We start from the raw sequence: 19093 nt of genomic DNA on the forward strand, positions 1-19093 counted from the left end.
CCTTACCTCGGTGACCCGTTGACGACGAGCTCGATGCCACCGTGCGTGCCTTCGCGGTCTATACGCGGCCACAGGCCCACATTGCCGTTGTTCCAGATGATCAGGGCGTCGGTGGGGTCGCGGTACTGGGCATCGGCGAAGACCCCGGTGGTCATCAGCCGGACGTTCTTCCACGCCGAACCCGCCTCCCGGATGTTGTTGGGGAACTCCCAACCCTTGTCACCGTCGGGAAGCGGGTACATCGTTGTCTGGCCATTGCTGAACTGGACGAGCACCCTGTCGACCTCCCAGGAATGCCCCCAAGCCCCAGTGCCGATCTGTGTGGCGTCGGTCCACGTCTTGTCCGCCTTCGAGAGCTGTTTCCAGCCGCTCAGTCCCTTGGAATGGATGTCGGTGTACATCGACGTGGAGCCGTTCTCCCATACGACCAGCAGGTCGTCCCGGAGGCCGTTCTCCGTGAACCGGCCGGTCGTGATCAGCCGGGCGTTCTTCCAGAAGGGGTTGTCCCCGCCGCCCGCGCGCAGCGTCTTCTCGTCGTGTGTGCCGAACTGGTCCAGGTAGGTGTACTCGGTGACCCCGCCGTCGGCCCAGCGCACCACGAGCCCGTCCGTACCGTACGCGCCCCCTTGGTCCGTGAACCGGCCGCCGGTGATGGCACGAGCGTCCTTCCAGCGGCTTCCGGAGCCGGCAAGCTTGTGCTCGGCCGCGAAGGGCGCTCCGGTGTCCGAGTTGCCGTTGCCCTGGAACAGGCTGGCCGAGCCGTCCTTCCAGATCACGAACAGGTCCATACGGCTCCGACCCGGCTGGCCCATGAAGTAGCCGGGCGTGAGAAGGCGCGCGTCGTCCCACGAACGTTCGGACAGCACGAAGTTGCTACCCGCGTTCGCGATCCAGTCCTGGATGTCGTCCACGCGAGTGGCCGGAACGTTCTGGCAGCCACCCTGCCATGACGGGCCATTGATCGCGACGAGTTCGAGACCCTCGGAGGTTTGCTTGTGCACCGGGGCTCCGGTATCTCCCTCGCACACCGCGGTATCGGTCGGCTTGCGTCCTATGAGGTCGACCGTGGTGTCCTTCACCTGGCCGAGGCGAACGGGAAAGGTCTGCAGGCGGTGGGGCTTCTCCCCGTCCTGGGCATGTCCGAATCTGGCGAGGGTGACGTCCGATTTCGCCGGGACAGTACCGGGAGAGAGGTAGCCCTCGTTCCGCGCGAGCTCGACCATCACGACGTCCCGGTCGTTACGGGGAACAAGGTTGATGGCCTCGACGCGCGCGGGCTTCTCCGAGAGATCGGCTCCACCGAGTCCGCCAAGGATGACAGTGGTCTTCAACTTCGGCGGGCCGGCGGGGATGTGAAACCCCTTGGCAGGATCGTCGGCGAAGCAACTCGCGGCGGTGAGCACATGCCAAAAGTCCACCCGCGTGCCGGTGCAGCTGCGCTGACCTCCGATGTCCAGCTTCGCCATGTAGCTGTACTGGGATTCGCTGTCTTTCGCCTCTTCGGCGCTCGCCGGCGTTGCGGCCAGCCCGCCACCTGAGATCGCGACTCCGAGCAGCCCCGCTGCCCACCTCGCGCGCACGCGTCTGCCCAACATATGTCTCCTCAAGAAAATCAGGGCCGTAAAAGCCGAAGGAGCCCGGCCGGCGGATCCGGCCGGGCTCCCGTGTCCCACGGAGTGGGGAAGGGTCAGCTGACGAGCTCGATGCCGCCGTGGGTGCCGTCCGCGTCGACGGCGGGGAAGATGCCCAGGTTGCCGTTGTTCCAGCTGATCAGGATGTCGTTCACCTTGTTGCTGTTGTTGGCGAACGAGCCGGCGACCATGGTCTGCATGTTCTTCCAGGGGGAGCCGGCCTCACGGATCTTGGTGTAGCCGTGGAAGCCCTTGGTGTCGACGCCCTGGTAGATCCTGGTCTCGCCGCTCTCCCACTGGACGATCATGTCGGAGGTCGACTTGCCCGTGAAGTCGCCCGCGCTGATCTGCAGGGCGCCGTCCCAGGACTTGCTGGCCTCGGTGAGCTGGACGTGCCCGTTCAGGCCCTTGGTGTGGATGTCCGTCTGCATGGAAGTGGAGCCGTTCGCCCACAGCACGAGGACGTCGTCGCGCTGGCCGTTGCCGGTGAACTTTCCGGCCGTCACCATGCGGGCGTTCTTCCAGAAGGGGTTGGGGTTGTCCTTCTCGCCCTTCTGCAGCTTCGTCTCGCCGTGGGCGCCCTTCTCGTCGAGGTGGGCGTACTCGGTCACCTCGCCGTCCTTCCAGACGACGAAGAGCCCGTCGCGGCCGTCGCCCGCGAAGTCGCCGCCGGTGATGGCGCGGGCGTACTTCCAGGTGCTGTCGGCCCCGGCGATCTGGTACTCGGCCGAGAAGGGTGCCTTGGGGTCGCTGCTGTTGGAGCCCTGGTACAGGCTGGCCGAGCCGTCCTTCCAGATGACGAACAGGTCCATGTAGCGCTTGCCGCCGGACGGGCCGGTGAAGTAGCCGGACGCGGTGTAGGCGGCGTTCTTCCAGTCCTTGCGGGGCAGGACCGTGCTGGCGGCGGTGGACTGGACCCAGTCGGCGACGTCGTCGACGCGGGTGCCGGTGGCGCCCTTGCGGGTCTCGCTCTCCTCGGTACCCCAGCAACCCGCCTGCCAGAACGTGGAGTTGATGGCGACGATCTCGGCCTTGCCGCCCTTCTCCCGGAAGGCGGGGGAGCCGGTGTCGCCCTTGCAGAGGGCGGTGCCGGAGTCCTTGCCCGCGAGATCGAGGGAGGTGCCGGAGACGGCGGAGACACCGAAGGCGGCGGAGTGCAGCCGGTCGGGGGCCCACTCGTCCTTGGTACGGCCGTAGCCGACGGTGCGCAGGTCCTCGCCCTGGCGGGGCTCGGAGGTGGCCACGGACGCGGGCGTCACGCCGGTCACCGGCTTGGCGAGCTTGACCATGACCAGGTCGCGGTCGCCGCGCGGTACGAGCTCGACGGCGCCGACCGTCGCGCCGGCGGTGCCCGAAAGGTCGGTGCGGCCCACGGTGACGGTGGTCTTCATCTTCGGGGCGCCGCCGGTGATGCGGTAGCCCTGTGAGGGGTCGTCGGCGAAGCAGCTCGCGGCGGTGAGCACCCACTGGCTCTCCACCAGCGCACCCGTGCAGGCGCGCTTGCCGCCGATGTCGAGCTTCGCTGTGAACTGGTACTGACCGTCCTTGGCTTCGTCACCGACGACGGCGTGCGCCTGCGTGCCGGCCAGGACGCCCGTGGCGACGGACGTGGCGAGGAGACCTGCTATCCACGCGGCGCGTGGACCTTTGCCAGACATGAGGATTCCTTCGGTGTCGTGAGAACTGCGGAACGTGAGGGAGGGCGGGCCGGATGCCGTGGGGCCGCCGGTCGCCGGAGGGAGCGGATGCCGCCCGGCCGCCTACTTCTTGGCGACGATCTCCAGCAGGTCGAACGTGCGGCCCTGCGGGTCGACGGTCTCACCAACGCCGGTCCACGCGTTCTTGTCCAGGTCGAAGGACTTCTCCTGGTTGGCCGTCACCATGTTGAGCTTGACGGCGTAGCTGTTGACACCCTTGGCGTTGGCGCCGTAGACGGAGGGGAGCTCCAGGCTCAGGAAGCCGGACTTGCCGGTGACGCGGAAGCAGAACAGGCCCTGGCCGACCGTGTCCCTCTCCTGCATGCCGCGCGCCTTCACCTCGATCACGTCGGTCCGGCCGTCGCAGGCGACGAGCATGATGTGGCCGTCACCGCGCTTGAGCTTGATGCCCCGCTCCTTGAAGATCTTGTCTGCCTGCGGGTACTCGAAGTCCTCGACACCGGTGGGCGCGGAGTCGGCGGCCATCGCGGCGGTGGAGCCGGTCATGGCGGTGACGGCGACGACGACGCCGGTGGCCAGCAGCCGGGAGAACAGCTTCATTGGTCTGATTCCTTGCCCCTCATACGCAACAACGACAGAAAAAACGCACGGTCGTGCTGCCTGTCCGGCAAGGAACCCGGACGGTGTGGTCTGCCCCCCCGGTGACCCTGTCAGTCCTGACGGCGCGTCAATCGCCCCCTGCGCTCGGACCGGCGAGCTATTGATATCACCTGAGCGTGTTGTCCGGAAAATCGCGTTGACGCCGATATTTGGCAGCCTGCGTGGCTGGTTCTCTACGGGTGCATCGACCGCTCTGTAGGGAGACGCCGGAGAAGATACCAGACTGCCGGTTTGGGCTATACGATCTTGATCGCGGTGCAGTCTTTGCTGCTTCGTGACGGGTTGATGACCGAACCCGGTGATTTTTGAGGGGATATGACCAGTAAACGACTGATAGCCCATCAGCCGCGCACACGGCAGGTGGGCAGGAGACTCGCGGCCTTGACGTCCTTGACGCTGGCCGTGACGGTGTTCGGCACCACCGTGGCCCAGGCCGCGCCGGCCGAACCCGCAGGTCCGGGGCTTCCGGCGGACGCGCGTGCGCAGGTGGTCGAGGCCTACCGGGCCGGCGGGCCGACGACCAAGGACGCCGCAGCGAAGGCCCTCCTCGGTTCCGACGCGGACATCAGCGCGTTCCTCCAGAAGGGGCTCGACCGGGCGACGGCCGAGGACGAGCGGTTCGCCGTCCTACAGATGCTCGGCTACTCCGGCCAGGGTGTACGGGACGCCGCGTCGAAGGCGTTGAGCGGCTCGGACGCGGACATCCACGAGTTCGTCAAGAACGGCTACAAGAACCCGCTGGACGACGACCGCCACATCGCGGTCCTGGCGGCCATGAACAATGGCGAGAAGGCGGTCCGGGACGCGGGCCAGAAGGCCCTCGAAGACGGTTCCGCCAAGGCCCTCGACGGCTTCCTCACCGAGGGCCGGTTCACCGCCCAGGAGGAGGACGACCGCGTCCAGGTCCTGAAGATCCTCACGGCCGGTGGCCCCGAGGTGAAGAAGCTCGGCGACCGGGCCATGCAGGGCACGGCCGACGACCGCCGGGAGTTCCTGGAGCGCGGCCAGTACCTGGCCCGCAGCCGGGACCAGGAGAGTGCGACCGTCTCCCAGCTGGCCCAGGTGGCCCTGAAGGCCGGCAAGCGCGCCAAGATCGAGACCGACGCGGCCAAGGAAGCCGGCAAGCGGGCCGACGCGGCCGCGGCCGCGGCCAAGGAGGCCGCGCAGAACGCCGCCAAGGAAGCCGCCGCGGCCAAGGACAGCCTTGAGGACACCGCGCGGGCCGCCAACCGCGCGGCGGAGGCCGCCAAGGGCGCGGCCGCCGCCGCGCGGACCGCGATCCAGGCGTCCAACACCGCGCTCGCCGCCGCCCGTACGGCCGCCGAAGCCGCGCAGGCCGCCGCTGCCGCCGCGGCGGCAGCAGGCCAGGCCGCCGCTCGCGCCTACAACGCCGCCGTCGCGGCCGGCAAGAACGCCGCCGATGCCGGCGACGCCCGCCGGGCCGCCGAGGCCGCCCGGGACGCGGCGGATGGCGCCGAGACCGCCGCCGGTGCCGCCCTCCAGGCGGCCGAGGCCAGTGAGGAGGCCGGCAAGGCAGGTGTCGCGGCCGCCCACGCCGCACAGAACGCCGCGGCCGCCGCCATCGCGTCGGCCGAGGCCAGCAGCTACGCGGGTGTGGCCACCGAGCAGGCGCGCCGGGCCCGCGAGGCCGCCGCCGTCGCCACCAGCGCGGCGAACACCGCGACCGAGGCGGCCAACCGCGCCCAGGCGCTCGCCGCCCAGTCGGCCTCCGCCGCACGCGACGCGCACAAGGCGGCCAAGAGCGCCGCCGACCACGCGAGGAAGGCCGCCGCCGCCGCGGACAAGGCCGCCGCCGAGGCCGGCAAGGCCCAGGACTGGGCGAACAAGGCCACCGAGCACGCCAACAACGCCATTGACGCGGCCAAGACGGCATCCGACGCGGTCGAGCAGGCGCAGAAGGTCGAGAAGCTCGCGCGCGAGACGGAAGCGGCGCGGCTCGCGGCCGACAAGCAGCGGGCCGTGAAGGAGGCGGAAGCCGCCAAGACCGCCGACAAGGAAGCCCGCGACCAGGCCGAGACCCTGCGCACGCAGGCGACCGCCGCCGACGCCGAGACCAGGGAACTGCTGGCGAAGGCCGCCGCCTCGAACGACACCAGGACCGTGGCCGAGCTGGGCCGGAAGGCCGCCGTCAAGCTGCTGGAGAGCACCGGCGCCTGGACTCGCGGGTCCGCCGCGACCGCACTTTCCGGTACGGACAGCTCCGTCGTCAACTGGGTCCGGGCGGACTACAAGAAGGCCACGCAGCTGGACGACCGCGAAAAGGTCCTCTACGCCGTGAAACTGGGCGGTACTGGTCTGGCCCAGGCGTCGCAGAAGGTCCTGGAGAGCGACGATCCCGCCCGGGTCGAGAAGTTCCTCACCGAGGACATCTACACCGTCCAGGCCGACGACTACCGCGTCCAGGTCCTCAAGCTCATGAACGGCGCGGGCAAGGCGGTCAAGAAGGCGGGCGACGCCGCGCTGAGCGACGGCAGCGTCAAGGCATTGATCACGTTCATGCTGACCGGCTACCAGGAGGCCCTCAAGGAGGACGACGAGGTCGAGACGTTCCGGATCAAGAGCGCGGGCGGGGCCACTGTCGCGGCCGCCGCCGATGTCGCGCTGTCCGGTCCCTCGCGGATGCAGCACGAGTTCGTCGCCCGGGGCCAGTACAAGGCGGCCCAGCTCGACGCGGACACCGCCACCCACGTGGCCTCCGTCCAGTCCGTGATCGCCTCCGCCGCACGCAACGCGGCCGTTGCCGGCCAGAACGCCTCGCTGGCGTACTCCGTGGCCTTGAACGCCCGTGGCAAGGCCACGGAGGCCGCCAAGTGGGCCGAGAAGGCACGCGCCTCGGCCAACGAGGCCAAGGGCTACTCCGACGAGGCGCAGAAGAAGGCCAAGGAGGCCGACGCCTCAGCGGCCTCCGCGGCCGAATCCGCCAAGAAGGCCACCGCCGCGGCGGCGACGGCCCGCCAGGCCAGCCGCCAGGCCAACTACTCGGCGAACCAGGCGACCGTGTCGGCTCAGCAAGCCGTGAATTCCGCGGAGCGCGCCCGCGCGTCTGCCGCCAGCGCCCGCCAGTCGTCCTTCGAGGCAAAGCAGGACGAAGCCGCCGCCTCCGCCGCCGCGAGCGAAGCCCAGGCGATCGCGTTCGTGAAGCGTCAGCAGGAGATGATCGAGGCCGCGACCAAGGCCGTGGGCGAGCTCGCGGAAAAGGTCAAGAACGGGCTCAGCAACTTCTGGGACACTCCGGACAGCGACCAGGTCATCCAGGTCGACCTCGCCAGCTTCAAGGACGACAACCCCACCTGCCGGAACGAGCTGTCGTGCAAGTGGGCGAAGCACTTGGAAACCGCGGGTGTCTGGACGGGAGGAGCCGCACTCTTCACGCTTGCCATCCCTCCGTTCTGGGAGGCTACCCCCTTTCTCGGCACCGCATCGTTTTTGTCCTTCTCCGCCAGCACCCTCTTCACCGGGGTCGGATACGGGTGGACGAGCTCCGAGTTCAAGTCGAGTGTCGGTGGCGTCGCCCTGAGTCTCATCCTGGGCGGGCAGTCCAAGTTGGTGAGCAGGATCCCCGAGGTCGGTGCGGGGGTGAAGAAGGGCGCGGACATACTTTACGAGGGTGCCTCGGACCTGATCGGTATCGTCTCCAGCTCCCGCTGGAATCCTTTCAATTGATTGTGGGGCCCTCGCAGAGGGCCCCACAGGCCAAGGAAGTGACGTGCACGCTCCCTCTGTTCCCCTGACCGCCTGGTGGGCCATGGCCGTCGCCGTGACCGTGATATTTCTCGTCGTCTTCGTTCCGCTCATGCCGAATCGCAATCTTCGGATCCGGATGTGTCTCGGCCCTGTGGGCATGGCGGCCTTCATCGCCGCCGCCGCCCGCCTGACGGATACGGGCACGTCGCAGGAGACGGCGCTCCCGGTTTACGTCACCGTGGTCCTGGCATTTCTTGTGGGATTCATAGGGCGCTGGGGCGATCTGCGGGAGAAGTGCCGTGACTATGCGATCCATGGGAAGCGTCGGGAGAACTCACTCTCTCGCGGTACGTGGGTGCAGCTGACAGCGGCAGTGCTCGTCTTCCTGCCGCTCGGAGTCTGGCTCACGACGGCGAGTACGTGACGTATGCGTCGTCCTCGGACACCGGACGGGCCGATGCCGGCCGTCCGGTGTCCGAGGACGACCACGCGCGGAGACCGCCGCCCGCCGGACCACCGGGACGGGGCTTCAGCAGCGGGCGTCCCACCCGTAAAGGCCCTGCGAGGCCCTACAGGTACAGCCCCGCGTCCGACCCGTCCCGCTGGCCCGGAACCGACGCCGGAACCGTCCCGCGCCGCAGTGCGAAGAGCTCCGCGAGCGTGGCGCCCTGCCGGCCCACGCCCTCCTCGCGGCCCAGCCACCGGACGGACTCCGTCCGCGTCAGCGGGCCCACCTCGATGCGGGCCAGGCAGCGGCCCGGCCGGACCACCGCCGGATGCAGCCGTTCCAGATCCTCGTTGGTGGTGACGCCCACCAGGACGTTCCGGCCCTGCCCCAGCAGACCGTCCGTCAGGTTCAGCAGCCGCGACAGCGCCTGGCCCGCCGCGTGCCGGGCCTCGCCGCGGATCAGCTCGTCGCAGTCCTCCAGGAGCAGCAGCCGCCAGCGGCCGCCCTCCGAGCCGTCGTCCTCGCCGATCGCGATGTCCATCAGATAGCCGACGTCGTTGAGCAGCCGCTCCGGGTCCAGCACGCAGTCCACCTGGCACCAGTCGCGCCAGGAGCGGGCCAGCGTGCGCAGCGCGGAGGTCTTGCCGGTGCCCGGCGGGCCGTGCAGCAGGAGGAGACGGCCCGCGACGTCGTCCGGGGTGACCTTCATCAGACGGTCCATCGCGTCGGCCACCGGGGCCGTGTAGTTGGCGCGGACCTCCTCCCACGTGCCGGCCGAGATCGAGCGGGTCGTGCGGTGCGGACCGCGCCGGGGCGAGAGGTACCAGAAGCCCATGGAGACGTGCTCGGGCGTGGGCTCGGGATCGTCCTCGGCGCCCGCCACCGCCTGCCGCAGCACCTCCTGGGCCAGCTCGTCGCTGACGGCCGTCACCGTCACATCGGCGCTCCGCTGCCAGCGCGACACCAGCAACGACCAGCCCTCGCCCTCGGCGAGGACCGCGCCGCGGTCGTCGTCCCGCGCGGAGCGCACCACCCGGGCCCCGGGCGGCAGCAGCGTCGCCCCGGACCGGATCCGCTCCACCGAGTGCCCGCGCGCGTAAGGCTGTTCACCCCGGCCGAACGGCGCGAGGAAGAGGGCGTCCATGACGTCGGCCGGGGAGTCGCTGTCGACGTGGATCCCGATGGCCGGGGAATCGGCTGGAGAAACCGGAGAAAGGGGGCGCTCGGCACTGCGGTCGGCACACATGCGCACCATGATCCGGCACGGATCGCCCCGGCGCACCCGGGTTTTCGCCGGTTCCGCACCCGCCTGCGCCGAACGCGCCGCAGACCGATTCCGCCCCCGTTACCCTTTCCGTGATGGGACGTCATGGTGAAGGTCGGGCGTGGCGGCGGGCGAGGGGGTGGCGGTCCGGCGGGCCGTCGCGACGGCGGCGGATCGCCGCACTGCTCGCGGGCGCGCTCCTCGCCCTGGCCGCCCTGGTCACCGCGAGCGTCGAGGCCTGGCGGTCCGGGGACGGTCCCCCGGCCGCGCCCGCCGGCTCCGCGGCCTGGGTGGGCTGGGGTTTCACCCACACCCAGTACAGCGCCGACCTCGGTCAGGACGCCGCGACGGCGACCGCCGGGAAGACCCTCGCCCGCACCCCCCTGCCGCAGGACCAGCACATCATGGGCTGGGGGGTCGACAACCCCGAACCCAGACCCGGCGCGTACAACTTCACCGACCTCGACCGGCGCGTCGCGCTGATGCGGAAGACGGGCACCACGCCCGTCCTCACCCTGTGCTGCGCCCCCGACTGGATGAAAGGCGGCGGCGACCGCACCGACTGGTCCCAGAAGTCCCTGGAGAAGGCCCCCGACCGCGCCCACTACAAGGACTTCGCCGCGCTCGCCGGAAGGATCGCCAAACGCTACCCGGACGTACGCCACTTCATCGTCTGGAACGAGTTCAAGGGCTTCTACGACGATTCCAGGAACCGCTGGGACTACGAGGGGTACACCGAGCTCTACAACCTCGTCTACAAGGCGGTGAAGAAACAGAACAGCAAGGCCCTCGTGGGCGGGCCGTACGTGGTCATGGACAGCGAGGCCCCCGGCACCGGTTCCTACGACTCGAGAGTGAGGGGCGACTGGGGGTCGGTGGACCAGCGCGCGGTCGACGCCCTGGAGTACTGGACCGAGCACAAGGAGGGAGCGGACTTCGTCGTCGTCGACGGCGCCAGCTATACCCATACGGGCAGCAGAACCGTTCCCGACGAGTTCCGGGCCACACGGAAGTTCACCGACGTCACCGACTGGGTGCGCAAGACCACCGGGCTGCCGGTCTGGTGGGCCGAGTGGTACGTCGAGCCCGCCGACGAGAGCGACGCCCGCAAGACCTGGACCGAGCCCCACCGCATCGCCGTCCAGGCCACCGCGATGATGCGGATCGCCGAGGCGAACGCCGCCGCGGCCTTCTACTGGAACCCCGAGGAGGAGGGCGCCGACTGCCCCGGCTGCCTGTGGCGCAGCACCCAACTCCCGGACGGCGGCGGGCCGCTGCCCATGCTGGACCTGCTGACCCGCTTCGCCGAGGAGTTCCCGCCCGGCACCGGACTGCGCCGCATCGACGTCGGCGGCGCCGACGCCCCGGCTGTCCAGGTGATCGGCGCGGGCAGGACCGTACTCGCCGTCAATACCCTCGACCGGAAGATCACGGCTCAGGTCGACGGCCAGAGCGTCGACTTCGGCCCGTACGAAGTCCGCTGGCTCTGACCCGTTGCCCCGCACCGCGCGGGGCGGCAACACTGAAGCGGCGTCAACCGAACGGAAAGGGAGACCTCATGCCTGAAAACACGGCTCAGGCGCTGGTCATCGTCGACGCGGAGGACAACTACTACGTGCTGCCCAGGGAGGTCGTCGAGACCGCCAGGGCGGCCCCCGAGGCCAGGGAGACCATCCGCGAGCACCTGCGGGACGCCGCCCACGTCCCCCTCGCCGACGGCTACTCCTTCGCCGGGGTGCTGAACCTGACCGACGAGAACGAGATGGCCCACTACACCCCCGAGGCCTCCTGGCCGGTCGCCACCACCACCTCGTGATGGCCGGCGTCCCCCGGAGCGGCGACACCCGGATCGCCGCCCGATTACCGGGCCCCGCCGAACGGCGGGCCTTCACCGCACTCGGCTGCCTGGCCGTCGAAGGACTCTGGGACGACGGTTGCGCCGCCGCGCTGGCGCACGAGGCAGGGCGGCTGCTGCCCCGCGGCCGCCGTGCGGGCCCCGAGGGGCCGGAGCGGCCCAGCCGGCAGGCGGTCGCCGCCGACGCCCCGCTGCTGGCCCGGCTCCACCGCGCCCTCGTCCCCCTGGCGAGGGCCCTCGCCGGACGCCTCCTCGTGCCCACCTGCGCCTGGTACAACTACTACGAACAGGACGACGGCATCTGGCTCCACATCGACATCGACGCCTCCGAGCTCGCCCTCCTCACCACGGTGCTGGGCGAGGTCGGCCCCCTCCACCTCCACCCCGCGCTGCGCGGGCGCACCCAGGAACAGCTCGACGCCCTCCAACGCGCCCCGGACTGGGACCGCCAGAGCGGTACCGCCGTCCGCTACCCCCGCCGCGGGGTACTGGCCCAGCTGGGCCGGGCCGTGCCGCACCACCGGCCCGGGCGGCCCCTGGCCCGGCCGGGAGCGGTCGCCGCCCTCCACTACCGCTCACCGTTCTAGCCCCTGCCCCAGGCACACAGACAAGCGGCTCCCGCACGGAAGAGGCACTCGTGACGCACGCCCCGGTCCTTCCGCAGCCCGCCCCCGTCACCCCCGCCGCACGACGGTCCTTCGCCGACCACGGCTTCGTCCACCTCCCCGGACTGTGGGACCGCGCGCTGGCCGACGGGATGGCCCGGGAGGGCCGAGAGCGGTGGCCGCACGCCGAGATCCCCCGGCACGGCCCCCGCACCCCCGTCACCGCGCGCCGCATCACCCGCCGGGGCACACCCGCCGCGAGCGGCCCGCTGCTCGCCCGGGTGCACCTGGCGCTGACACCGGCGGCCCGGGCCCTCACGGGCCGGCTCCTCGTCCCGACCTTCGCCGCCTACGGCTACTACGAGGACGACGACGAGGTCTTCCTCCACATCGACACCGAACAGTGCGACCTGACCCTGCTGACCACGGCCTTCGGGGACGTAGGCCCCCTCCACGTCCACCCCGGCCTGATCGGCAGCACCATGGAGCGGCTCGGCGAGCTGGAGAGCGACCCCTCCTGGGACCACGCCGGCGGCATCCGCGTCGGCTACCCCGACACGGGTGCGACCGCGCTGAACGGCCATGTCCTGCCCCACCACCGCCCGGGCCGCCCCCGCCCGGGACTCCACGCGGTGGCCGCCCTGTGCTACCGCTCCCTCTTCTGACCCGGGAGGCCGACAGGACGACTCACGACAACACTGCCATCCGCCACACCAGGGACCCCAGCACCACCAGCAGCAGAGGCAACGCGAACCAGAAGGAGCCCTGAATCCACCGCAGCTGCCGCACCCCCGGCCCCGCCGCCACCCGCACCAGCTCGCGCACCGTCAGCAGCACCAGCAGCCCCGCCGCCGCGAGCGCCCCGGCCACGGTGACCGGCGTCCAAGTCACCCGGGGCCCCACCGGCCCGGGCGCGGGCTCCGGCACCGTGCCCGCCGGACGGTCCCTGAGCTCGTAGAGCACCGCGTCGTCGTTGCCGAACACCCGTCGCAGCTCCGGCCGTCCGTCCAGGGCCCGGCGCACCCGGGAGTCCCAGTCGGGCGCGTAGCCCGCGCTGAGCTCCAGATAGTCGGACTGGCCACGGTTGACCACGAGCAGGGAGCCCGGCCCCGCCTTGCGCAACGCCTCCACCAGGTCGGCCACCCGGCCGGGGTCGCGCGGGGCGAGCGTGGGCTCGTAGCGGACGCGCTCCATGTCCCGCGCGCCCCACGGCAGGGCGGGGGTGACGTTGTTGACGGTGTCGCTGCTGGTCCACAGCAGCCGTACGGTCGGCCGGTCGTGGGCGTAGACGTAGTCCATGGCGGCGACCTCGCCGGGGCGCACCCGCTCGAAGGACTCATTGCCCCAGCGGGCCACCAGGAACCCCAGGACGAGCACCAGCCCCGCCAGCAGCGCGGCCAGCGCCCCCCGGTGCGCCCGGCGGGGTGCGGCCGCCGGACGAGGGAAGAGCGCGAGCGCGGCCAGGAGGCAGGCGCCGGGCAGCGCGAACAGGAAGACGCGCAGGGCGACCTCACCGCCGTAGGACTGCATCCCGAAGGCGAGGAACGGCACACAGGTCAGGAGCAGCAGCGACAGATCGCCGATGCCCGCCCGGCGCCGCCGCCACCAGCCGAGCGCGGCGAGCCCCAGCACCCCGGCCGCCAGCGCGACCCTTACGTAGAGCACCATCTTGTGGGTGGCGCTGCCGCCCTCGATCCGGCCGGAGACGGACGAGGAGAGATTGCCGCCCAGGGAGCCCAGCCCGCCGAAGAGCTCGTCGAAGTGGCCCGACCAGTACGGCTCCGCCAGGAACCCCACCCACACCGCCAGCATCACCCCGCACAGCAGGGGCAGCCCGGTCGGGGTGAGCCGGCGGGCCAGCACCAGCGCGGTGAGCACGCCGAGCATCACGAACGGGGTGAGCTGGTGACTCGCCACCGACGCGGCGAACAGGGCGACGACCAGCCCCAGCAGGACCGCCGCCGGGCCCCGGCCGACGGGGAGGACCTCCCGCTCACCGGGCAGCAGCCGGCCGCGCAGCTGACCGGGCCAGCGGAACCACAGCAGCAGCACGGCCACGAACAGCAGATAGAAGAGGTAGTTGAGCGACTGGGGGGAGAAGTAGTCCTGGCCCACCCAGCCGCTCAGGGCGAACAGCCACAGCGCCGCCCACGTCGCCCGCCAGCCCGCCCGCACCACCCGCGTCAGCAGCAGCATCGGGGCCAGGCTCAGCAGTTGCACGGCCAGCGGCCACCAGCGCAGCACCTCGGTCAGGTCGCCCACCCCGCAGGCGCGGGCGGCGAACGCGGCCGCGGCGAAGAAACCCGGCCAGCTCCAGCGGGCGTCCAGATCGGGCACGGCGTCGCCGGTGCGGCCGATGTAGTCCAGGAAACCCAGGTGCTGCCAGGCCGTGGCGAACCGCGGGGGACCCTCCAGTACGGCGGGCACCGCGTGGAGGGACACCACCGTCGCCAGCAGCACCGTCAGCAGCAGCCACCGGCGGCACTCCGGCAGCCACAGCGCGCCCGCGAACGCCACCACCAGCAGCCCGGCCCCCAGCAGCGTGGCCACCGGCAGCACGGACACCAGCCCGAAGCCGCCCATGCCGTCCAGGTCCACCCGGCCCACGGCCGTGAGCGGCACCCAGTACAGCGCCAGCGCACAGACGAGCAACAGCGCGATCCCGGCCTCCGGCGTACGCCACCGGACGCCCGGCCAACCGGCGACCGGCCACCCGGCACCGGAGCCCGGGGGCGGCAGCGGGGCGCTCCCGGGCCTCTCCATGACCGGCAGTCCCTCCGCCGGACGGACGTCGGGCCGGCGCTCCAGATGGTCTATGTCCAGCCGGACCCCCAGCGGCAGCGTGTCGGCGTCGAGCGCCGACCGCAGCGCCCAGCGCGTACCGGTGCGCCCCTTGGCCGGCGCGGCCTCCTCGTCGTGCCGCTCGCCGCGCGGCGCCAGATCGGCCAGATCCCCGTCGGGCGCCGGGGGCTCGGCCGCCGTCCGCTCCTCCGGCGGCGCGGCCTTGAGGACGCCGCGCAGCTTCACCGCCGCGATGGAGACGATCACCGTGAGGCTGCAGATCTCCGCCACGCCCGCGCCCGTCAGCCCCATCCGGGGGAGCAGCAGCACCGTCAGCCCCAGCACCAGCACGCACAGCAGGCCCTGGAGATAGGCGAGCCCGGCCGTACGGCTCTGGGCCCGCAGCACCGCGAAGTACACCTCCATCACCACGCGCAGCGCCGCCCCCACCGCGAACCAGCGCAGCAGCGGGGTGGCCGCGTCCGCGTACCCCCGGCCGAAGACCCGCAGGATGTACGGCGCGAGGAGGAACAGCAGCACACAGACCGGCACCATGATCCTGGCCATCCGGCCCAGCGCCGCCCGGCAGTTCTCCGCCAGCCGGGCCGGGTCGTGCGAGCCCTCCACGGTCAGCGAGGCACCCATGTTGATGGCCAGCAGATTGACCGTGCCGCCGATGGTGGAGGTGATGTAGAAGTACGCGTTGTCGGCGGAGTCGATCTGCGCCGCGACGATCACCGGCACCAGATAGACCACGGCCAGCGAGAAGAGCGAGCCCGTGTAGTCCCCGGCGAGGAAACGGCCGATCTCCCGGGCGGAGACCGGCCGGGCGCTCTCCTCGGTCGCCCTGATGTGCGCGGGCACCAGCCGCCGGAACACCAGCCAGCCCAGCGGCACCACCGACACCGCGATGGAGACCACCCAGGAGACGAACACCCCGGAGGTGGGCAGCGCCACCGCCAGCGCCACCAGCAGCGCCAGCTTCACCGCCGAGAAGACCGTGTTGCCCACCGGCACCCAGAACGCGCTGCGCAGCCCGGTCAGCACCCCGTCCTGGAGGGTGAGGAGCGACCAGGCCACGACGGCGGCGATGAACCCCAGGCCGGGCAGCGGGCCGTGGAGGAAGCGGTAGGACGGCCCCCACAGGCCGAGGGTGAGCAGGAAGACGCCCGCCGCGACCGCGACGAACACGGAGCTGCCCGCGTAGGTGGCGAGGACGAGCCGGCCCGTGCGCCGTCCGGCGACCGGGATGAAACGGGCCAGGGCCCCGGTCAGGGTGACGGCGGTCAGCCCGGCGATGAGCTTCATCGCGGCGATGGCCGCCGAGCCCTGGCCGACCGAGTCCTCGGTGTAGTAGTGGGCGGCGATCAGCCAGAAGCCCAGTCCGAGGACGGCGCTGATGCCCGTGTTGAGCATCAGCGCGAAGGCGTTGCGGAACAGCGGACTGCCGACGCCCCGCCCGGGCAGCCGCAGTCGCCGGGCTGTCGGCTCCACGGCTCGTTCCTCGGTTCGTTCCTCGATCCGGGCGGACGTGTCAGACACGGGCTTCGGTCGCTTTCCTGTTCCTGGTGGCGCGCTCTGCGGTGAGGCGGCGGCCGGCGCCGTAGAGGCCACGGCCTCTGCGGAGCACGGCGTAGCCCTTGGTCAGCGCCCGGTCCCGGGCGAACAGCCGGCCGATCCCCCGGCCCTCGACGAGCCGTTCGAACTCGTCGATGCCGGTGGAGCGGCGCACGGTCACCCGCTCCAGGGCGTACGGGCCCTGGGAGCGCCGGGCCAGGGAATTCCCCACGGCCAGCGAGATCCCGAACCCGGCCGCGCGCACGGTATCGCGCACCCGGCGGCTGGAGTAGCCGTAGGGATAGGCGAACGACACGGGTGGGTGACCCAGTTCGGCGGTGAGCAGGTCGTGGCAGTGCCGTACCTCGTACCACAGGGGCCCGTCGCGCAGCTGGTCGAGCTGGGGGTGGGTGTGGCTGTGCCCGCCGATCTCCACGCCCGCCGCCGCCAGCTCCCGGAGCTGGTCCCAGCTCAGCATCAGGTCCAGGGCGCCGCCGGTCTCGTGGGCGCCCCGCAGCCAGCCGGTCGAGGCGAACAGGGTGGCGGGGAAGCCGTGTTCGGACAGGGCGGGGAGGGCGTAGCGGTGGACGCCCTCGTAGCCGTCGTCGAAGGTGATCAGCAGGGGTCTGGGGGGCAGCGGGCCGCCGCCGCGCCAGGCGGCGGCCAGCCGCGCGGTGGTCACCGGGGTGAAGCCGTGGTCGGCCAGCACCCGCATCTGCTCGGCGAATGCCCCGGGGGACACCGACAGCCCGTACGCGGCCCGGGCCGGCGCGTGGGCCACCGCGTGGTACATCAGGATCGGCACCGGGCCGCCACTCATCCGCCCGCCCCCTCGCACGCCGGCGCGGCCCCGGCGTCCGGCGCGGCTCCGCCCTCCTCCGGCGCTCGGCCATCCGACGCGCGCCTTCCGCCCGGCGCCGCCACCCCGCCGTCCGGCGGCGCCGCCGGCTTCGCCACGGCGAAGCTGGAGGCGCCCCCGCGCGCCCGCAGCGTGCCCACGGCGTAGCCGCCGGCCGCCGCGGCGACCCCGGCGACGATCGCCCCGGCCCGTCCCGCGCCGCCCGGCCGGCCCAGCAGCGCGTCGCGCAGCCCGCGCGCGACGCCGGCCGGCAGGACGCGGGTGGTGTAGCGGCGCTCGCTGGCGAGGCCCTCGCGGGTGCCCACGCTCCGGGCCACCAGGGCCTTGGAGAGCCCCTCGGCATACGACCGGGTACGGAAGTAGCCGAAGCGCTCCCGGGCCGGCGGCACCCGGTGGTGGATCACCGAGCGGTCGTCGATGAGCAGCACGGCCTCCGGCATCGCCCGGGTGAGCCGGATGCACAGCTCCGTCTCCTCCCCGCCCAGCGGCAGCCGCTGGCCGTCCCGCCCGATGCCGCTGGCGAAGCCGCCGACGGCCTCCAGGCCGGACTTCCGGAACGAGGCGTTGCCGCCGAGGACGTTGCGGACGGCCACTCTGCCCGGCGGCAGCCCCCGGTAGCTGCACCCGACCACCCAGTCGAACTCCTCCGGAAACCACGCGGGGCGGCGGCGGGAGGCCCAGACGGGCTGGGTCCTGCCGCCCACCGCCATCACCCGGGGATCGGCGTAGCCCTCGGCGAAGTGCAGCAGCCAGTCCCGCTCGGCCACCGCGTCGTCGTCGAGGAAGGCGATCACCTCGCCGGAGGCGGCGGCCACCCCGGTGTTGCGGCCCGCCGACAGCCCGCGCGGGCCGGCGTTGGCGAGCACGCCCACCCGCTGGGCGCCCGTCTGTGCCCCCGCGCCGTCGTCGCCGTAGGTCTTGGCCAGCCGGCGCAGCAGCGCGGGGTTGTGGTCGACCACGAGCAGGGTCTCCAGCGCGGGGTAGGACTGGTCCCGCACCGAGGCCACCGCGGCGAGGATGTCGCCCCAGCGGTCCTCGGTGTAGACACAGATGACCACCGACACGGTGGGCGCGCCGGTCCGTCCGTCGGGCGCTGCGCTCAAGACACTTCCCCGCGGTTGGCCGCCGGCGCGAGGGCCAGTGGACGGCGCCGCCGGTGCCGCCGGCCGGTGCCGCGCTCATGGAGGATCACCTTCAGCACACGGATGCCGTCGCGCACGGCGCGCAGATTGCTGGTGCCGTGTATGCGGACGAACTCATGGCTGGGAATCTCCTGGACCCGCAGGCCGGCCTTGACCACTCTGATGTTCATCAGGGTCTCCACCTCGAAGCCGGCGCAGTCCAGGGCGATCTCGCCCAGGCAGCGCTTCCAGAACGCGTTGTAGCCGTAGCACAGGTCGGTGTACCGGGCGCCGAACTTGTGGTTGACCATGGACGTCAGCACCCGGTTGCCCAGCTTGCGGATCAGCGTCATGTCGTCGGTGCCGCCGCCGTTGGCGAAACGGGAACCCTTGGCGAAATCGGCCCCGCCCACCAGCGCGGAGACATAGCTGACGATCTCCCCGCCGTCGGCCGAGCCGTCCGCGTCGACCATGACGATGATCTCGCCCGTGCAGGCGGCGAAGCCCGTGATCAGGGCGTCGCCCTTGCCCTTGCCGTGCTGCTCGACGACCTTGACGCCCGGATACAGATCGCGGGCGACGCGAACGGTGTCGTCGGTGGAATTGCCGTCGACCAGTACCACTTCGTGGATCCAGTCGGGAAGCGTCTTGAAGACATAGGGAAGGTTCTCCGCCTCGTTCATGGCGGGAATGACGACGCTCACCGGTGGCGCTATCGCGAAGTGCGAGGTCACCGGCCGGTAGCGGCCGGAAGTCTCCGGATCCTCTTCGCTGGCCGCCGGCTGAAGGAACGCACTCATGTGTCTTCTTTCCCTCTCGTCCGGTGGACCGCCTGCCCCAGCGGTCCGATCGTGTGTCCGGTTCGAAAAGGGGGTACTCGACCTGGCTCCGAACGGCAGCGAGCACCGTACGGAGAGGGCGAGTTGGCAAGTACACCGTGCCGCGCGGC

General features: G+C 71.6%; 14 protein-coding genes. 6 read left to right on the plus strand and 8 right to left on the minus strand.

The features are described from left to right. Positions 1–2 precede the first annotated feature (2 nt). The 3 genes from ACFYZR_RS12255 to ACFYZR_RS12265 form a co-directional block, all read right to left on the minus strand. Positions 3–1595, minus strand: a complete 1593-nt coding sequence (locus ACFYZR_RS12255) for a trypsin-like serine protease (RefSeq protein WP_391908814.1) — start codon at positions 1593–1595, stop codon at positions 3–5. Positions 1596–1687: 92 nt separating this feature from the next. Continuing rightward, complete coding sequence (locus ACFYZR_RS12260) at positions 1688–3289, minus strand: S1 family peptidase (protein WP_391908817.1); 1602 nt, start codon at positions 3287–3289, stop codon at positions 1688–1690. 102 nt (positions 3290–3391) lie between these two features. Further along, positions 3392–3889 (minus strand): hypothetical protein, encoded by a 498-nt coding sequence (locus ACFYZR_RS12265; RefSeq protein WP_391908820.1) that lies wholly within the window; start codon positions 3887–3889, stop codon positions 3392–3394. A 441-nt stretch (positions 3890–4330) separates the two neighbouring features. On the opposite strand from ACFYZR_RS12265, the gene ACFYZR_RS12270 reads away from it, so the two are divergent. Both ACFYZR_RS12270 and ACFYZR_RS12275 read left to right on the plus strand, forming a co-directional pair. After that, the gene (locus ACFYZR_RS12270) at positions 4331–7633 is read left to right on the plus strand and encodes a hypothetical protein (RefSeq protein ID WP_391908823.1); all 3303 of its coding nucleotides are present in this window, start codon (positions 4331–4333) and stop codon (positions 7631–7633) included. 43 nt (positions 7634–7676) lie between these two features. After that, positions 7677–8078 carry a hypothetical protein gene (locus ACFYZR_RS12275; RefSeq protein ID WP_391908826.1) on the plus strand — a complete coding sequence of 134 codons (402 nt, stop codon included), beginning with the start codon at positions 7677–7679 and terminating at the stop codon, positions 8076–8078. A 145-nt stretch (positions 8079–8223) separates the two neighbouring features. Here ACFYZR_RS12275 and ACFYZR_RS12280 read toward each other — a convergent pair whose 3' ends face one another. Beyond that, a complete protein-coding gene (locus tag ACFYZR_RS12280; protein WP_391908828.1) occupies positions 8224–9357 on the minus strand; it encodes a DUF5925 domain-containing protein in 1134 nt (377 codons plus the stop codon). Positions 9358–9461: 104 nt separating this feature from the next. On the opposite strand from ACFYZR_RS12280, the gene ACFYZR_RS12285 reads away from it, so the two are divergent. The 4 genes from ACFYZR_RS12285 (at position 9462) to ACFYZR_RS12300 (ending at position 12491) form a co-directional block, all read left to right on the plus strand. Continuing rightward, positions 9462–10856 carry a xylan 1,4-beta-xylosidase gene (locus ACFYZR_RS12285; RefSeq protein ID WP_391908830.1) on the plus strand — a complete coding sequence of 465 codons (1395 nt, stop codon included), beginning with the start codon at positions 9462–9464 and terminating at the stop codon, positions 10854–10856. Between the two features lie 68 nt (positions 10857–10924). Then, entirely contained in the window at positions 10925–11182 is a 258-nt protein-coding gene (locus tag ACFYZR_RS12290; RefSeq protein ID WP_391908833.1) for a hypothetical protein, read from the plus strand. After that, entirely contained in the window at positions 11182–11808 is a 627-nt protein-coding gene (locus ACFYZR_RS12295; protein ID WP_391908835.1) for a hypothetical protein, read from the plus strand. The genes ACFYZR_RS12290 and ACFYZR_RS12295 overlap by 1 nt, the downstream gene beginning before the upstream one ends. A 50-nt stretch (positions 11809–11858) precedes the next feature. Continuing rightward, the gene (locus ACFYZR_RS12300) at positions 11859–12491 is read left to right on the plus strand and encodes a hypothetical protein (RefSeq protein WP_391908838.1); all 633 of its coding nucleotides are present in this window, start codon (positions 11859–11861) and stop codon (positions 12489–12491) included. A gap of 22 nt (positions 12492–12513) precedes the next feature. Here the strand turns inward: ACFYZR_RS12300 and ACFYZR_RS12305 are convergent, their stop codons facing one another. The 4 genes from ACFYZR_RS12305 to ACFYZR_RS12320 are packed head-to-tail and all read right to left on the minus strand — an operon-like array spanning position 12514 to position 18944. Further along, positions 12514–16149: a lipopolysaccharide biosynthesis protein gene (locus ACFYZR_RS12305; RefSeq protein WP_391908841.1), complete on the minus strand. Its 3636-nt coding sequence runs from the start codon at positions 16147–16149 to the stop codon at positions 12514–12516. Next, positions 16142–16984, minus strand: a complete 843-nt coding sequence (locus ACFYZR_RS12310; RefSeq protein ID WP_391908844.1) for a polysaccharide deacetylase family protein — start codon at positions 16982–16984, stop codon at positions 16142–16144. Before ACFYZR_RS12310 ends, ACFYZR_RS12305 begins: the two co-directional genes overlap by 8 nt. Further along, the gene (locus ACFYZR_RS12315; protein WP_391908847.1) at positions 16981–18126 is read right to left on the minus strand and encodes a glycosyltransferase; all 1146 of its coding nucleotides are present in this window, start codon (positions 18124–18126) and stop codon (positions 16981–16983) included. The genes ACFYZR_RS12310 and ACFYZR_RS12315 overlap by 4 nt, the downstream gene beginning before the upstream one ends. Continuing rightward, a complete protein-coding gene (locus ACFYZR_RS12320) occupies positions 18123–18944 on the minus strand; it encodes a glycosyltransferase family 2 protein (protein ID WP_391908850.1) in 822 nt (273 codons plus the stop codon). The genes ACFYZR_RS12315 and ACFYZR_RS12320 overlap by 4 nt, the downstream gene beginning before the upstream one ends. Between the last annotated feature and the right edge of the window lie 149 nt (positions 18945–19093).

Origin of the sequence: Streptomyces sp. NPDC001678 (assembly GCF_042892945.1) — a bacterium.
Classification (GTDB): domain Bacteria; phylum Actinomycetota; class Actinomycetes; order Streptomycetales; family Streptomycetaceae; genus Streptomyces.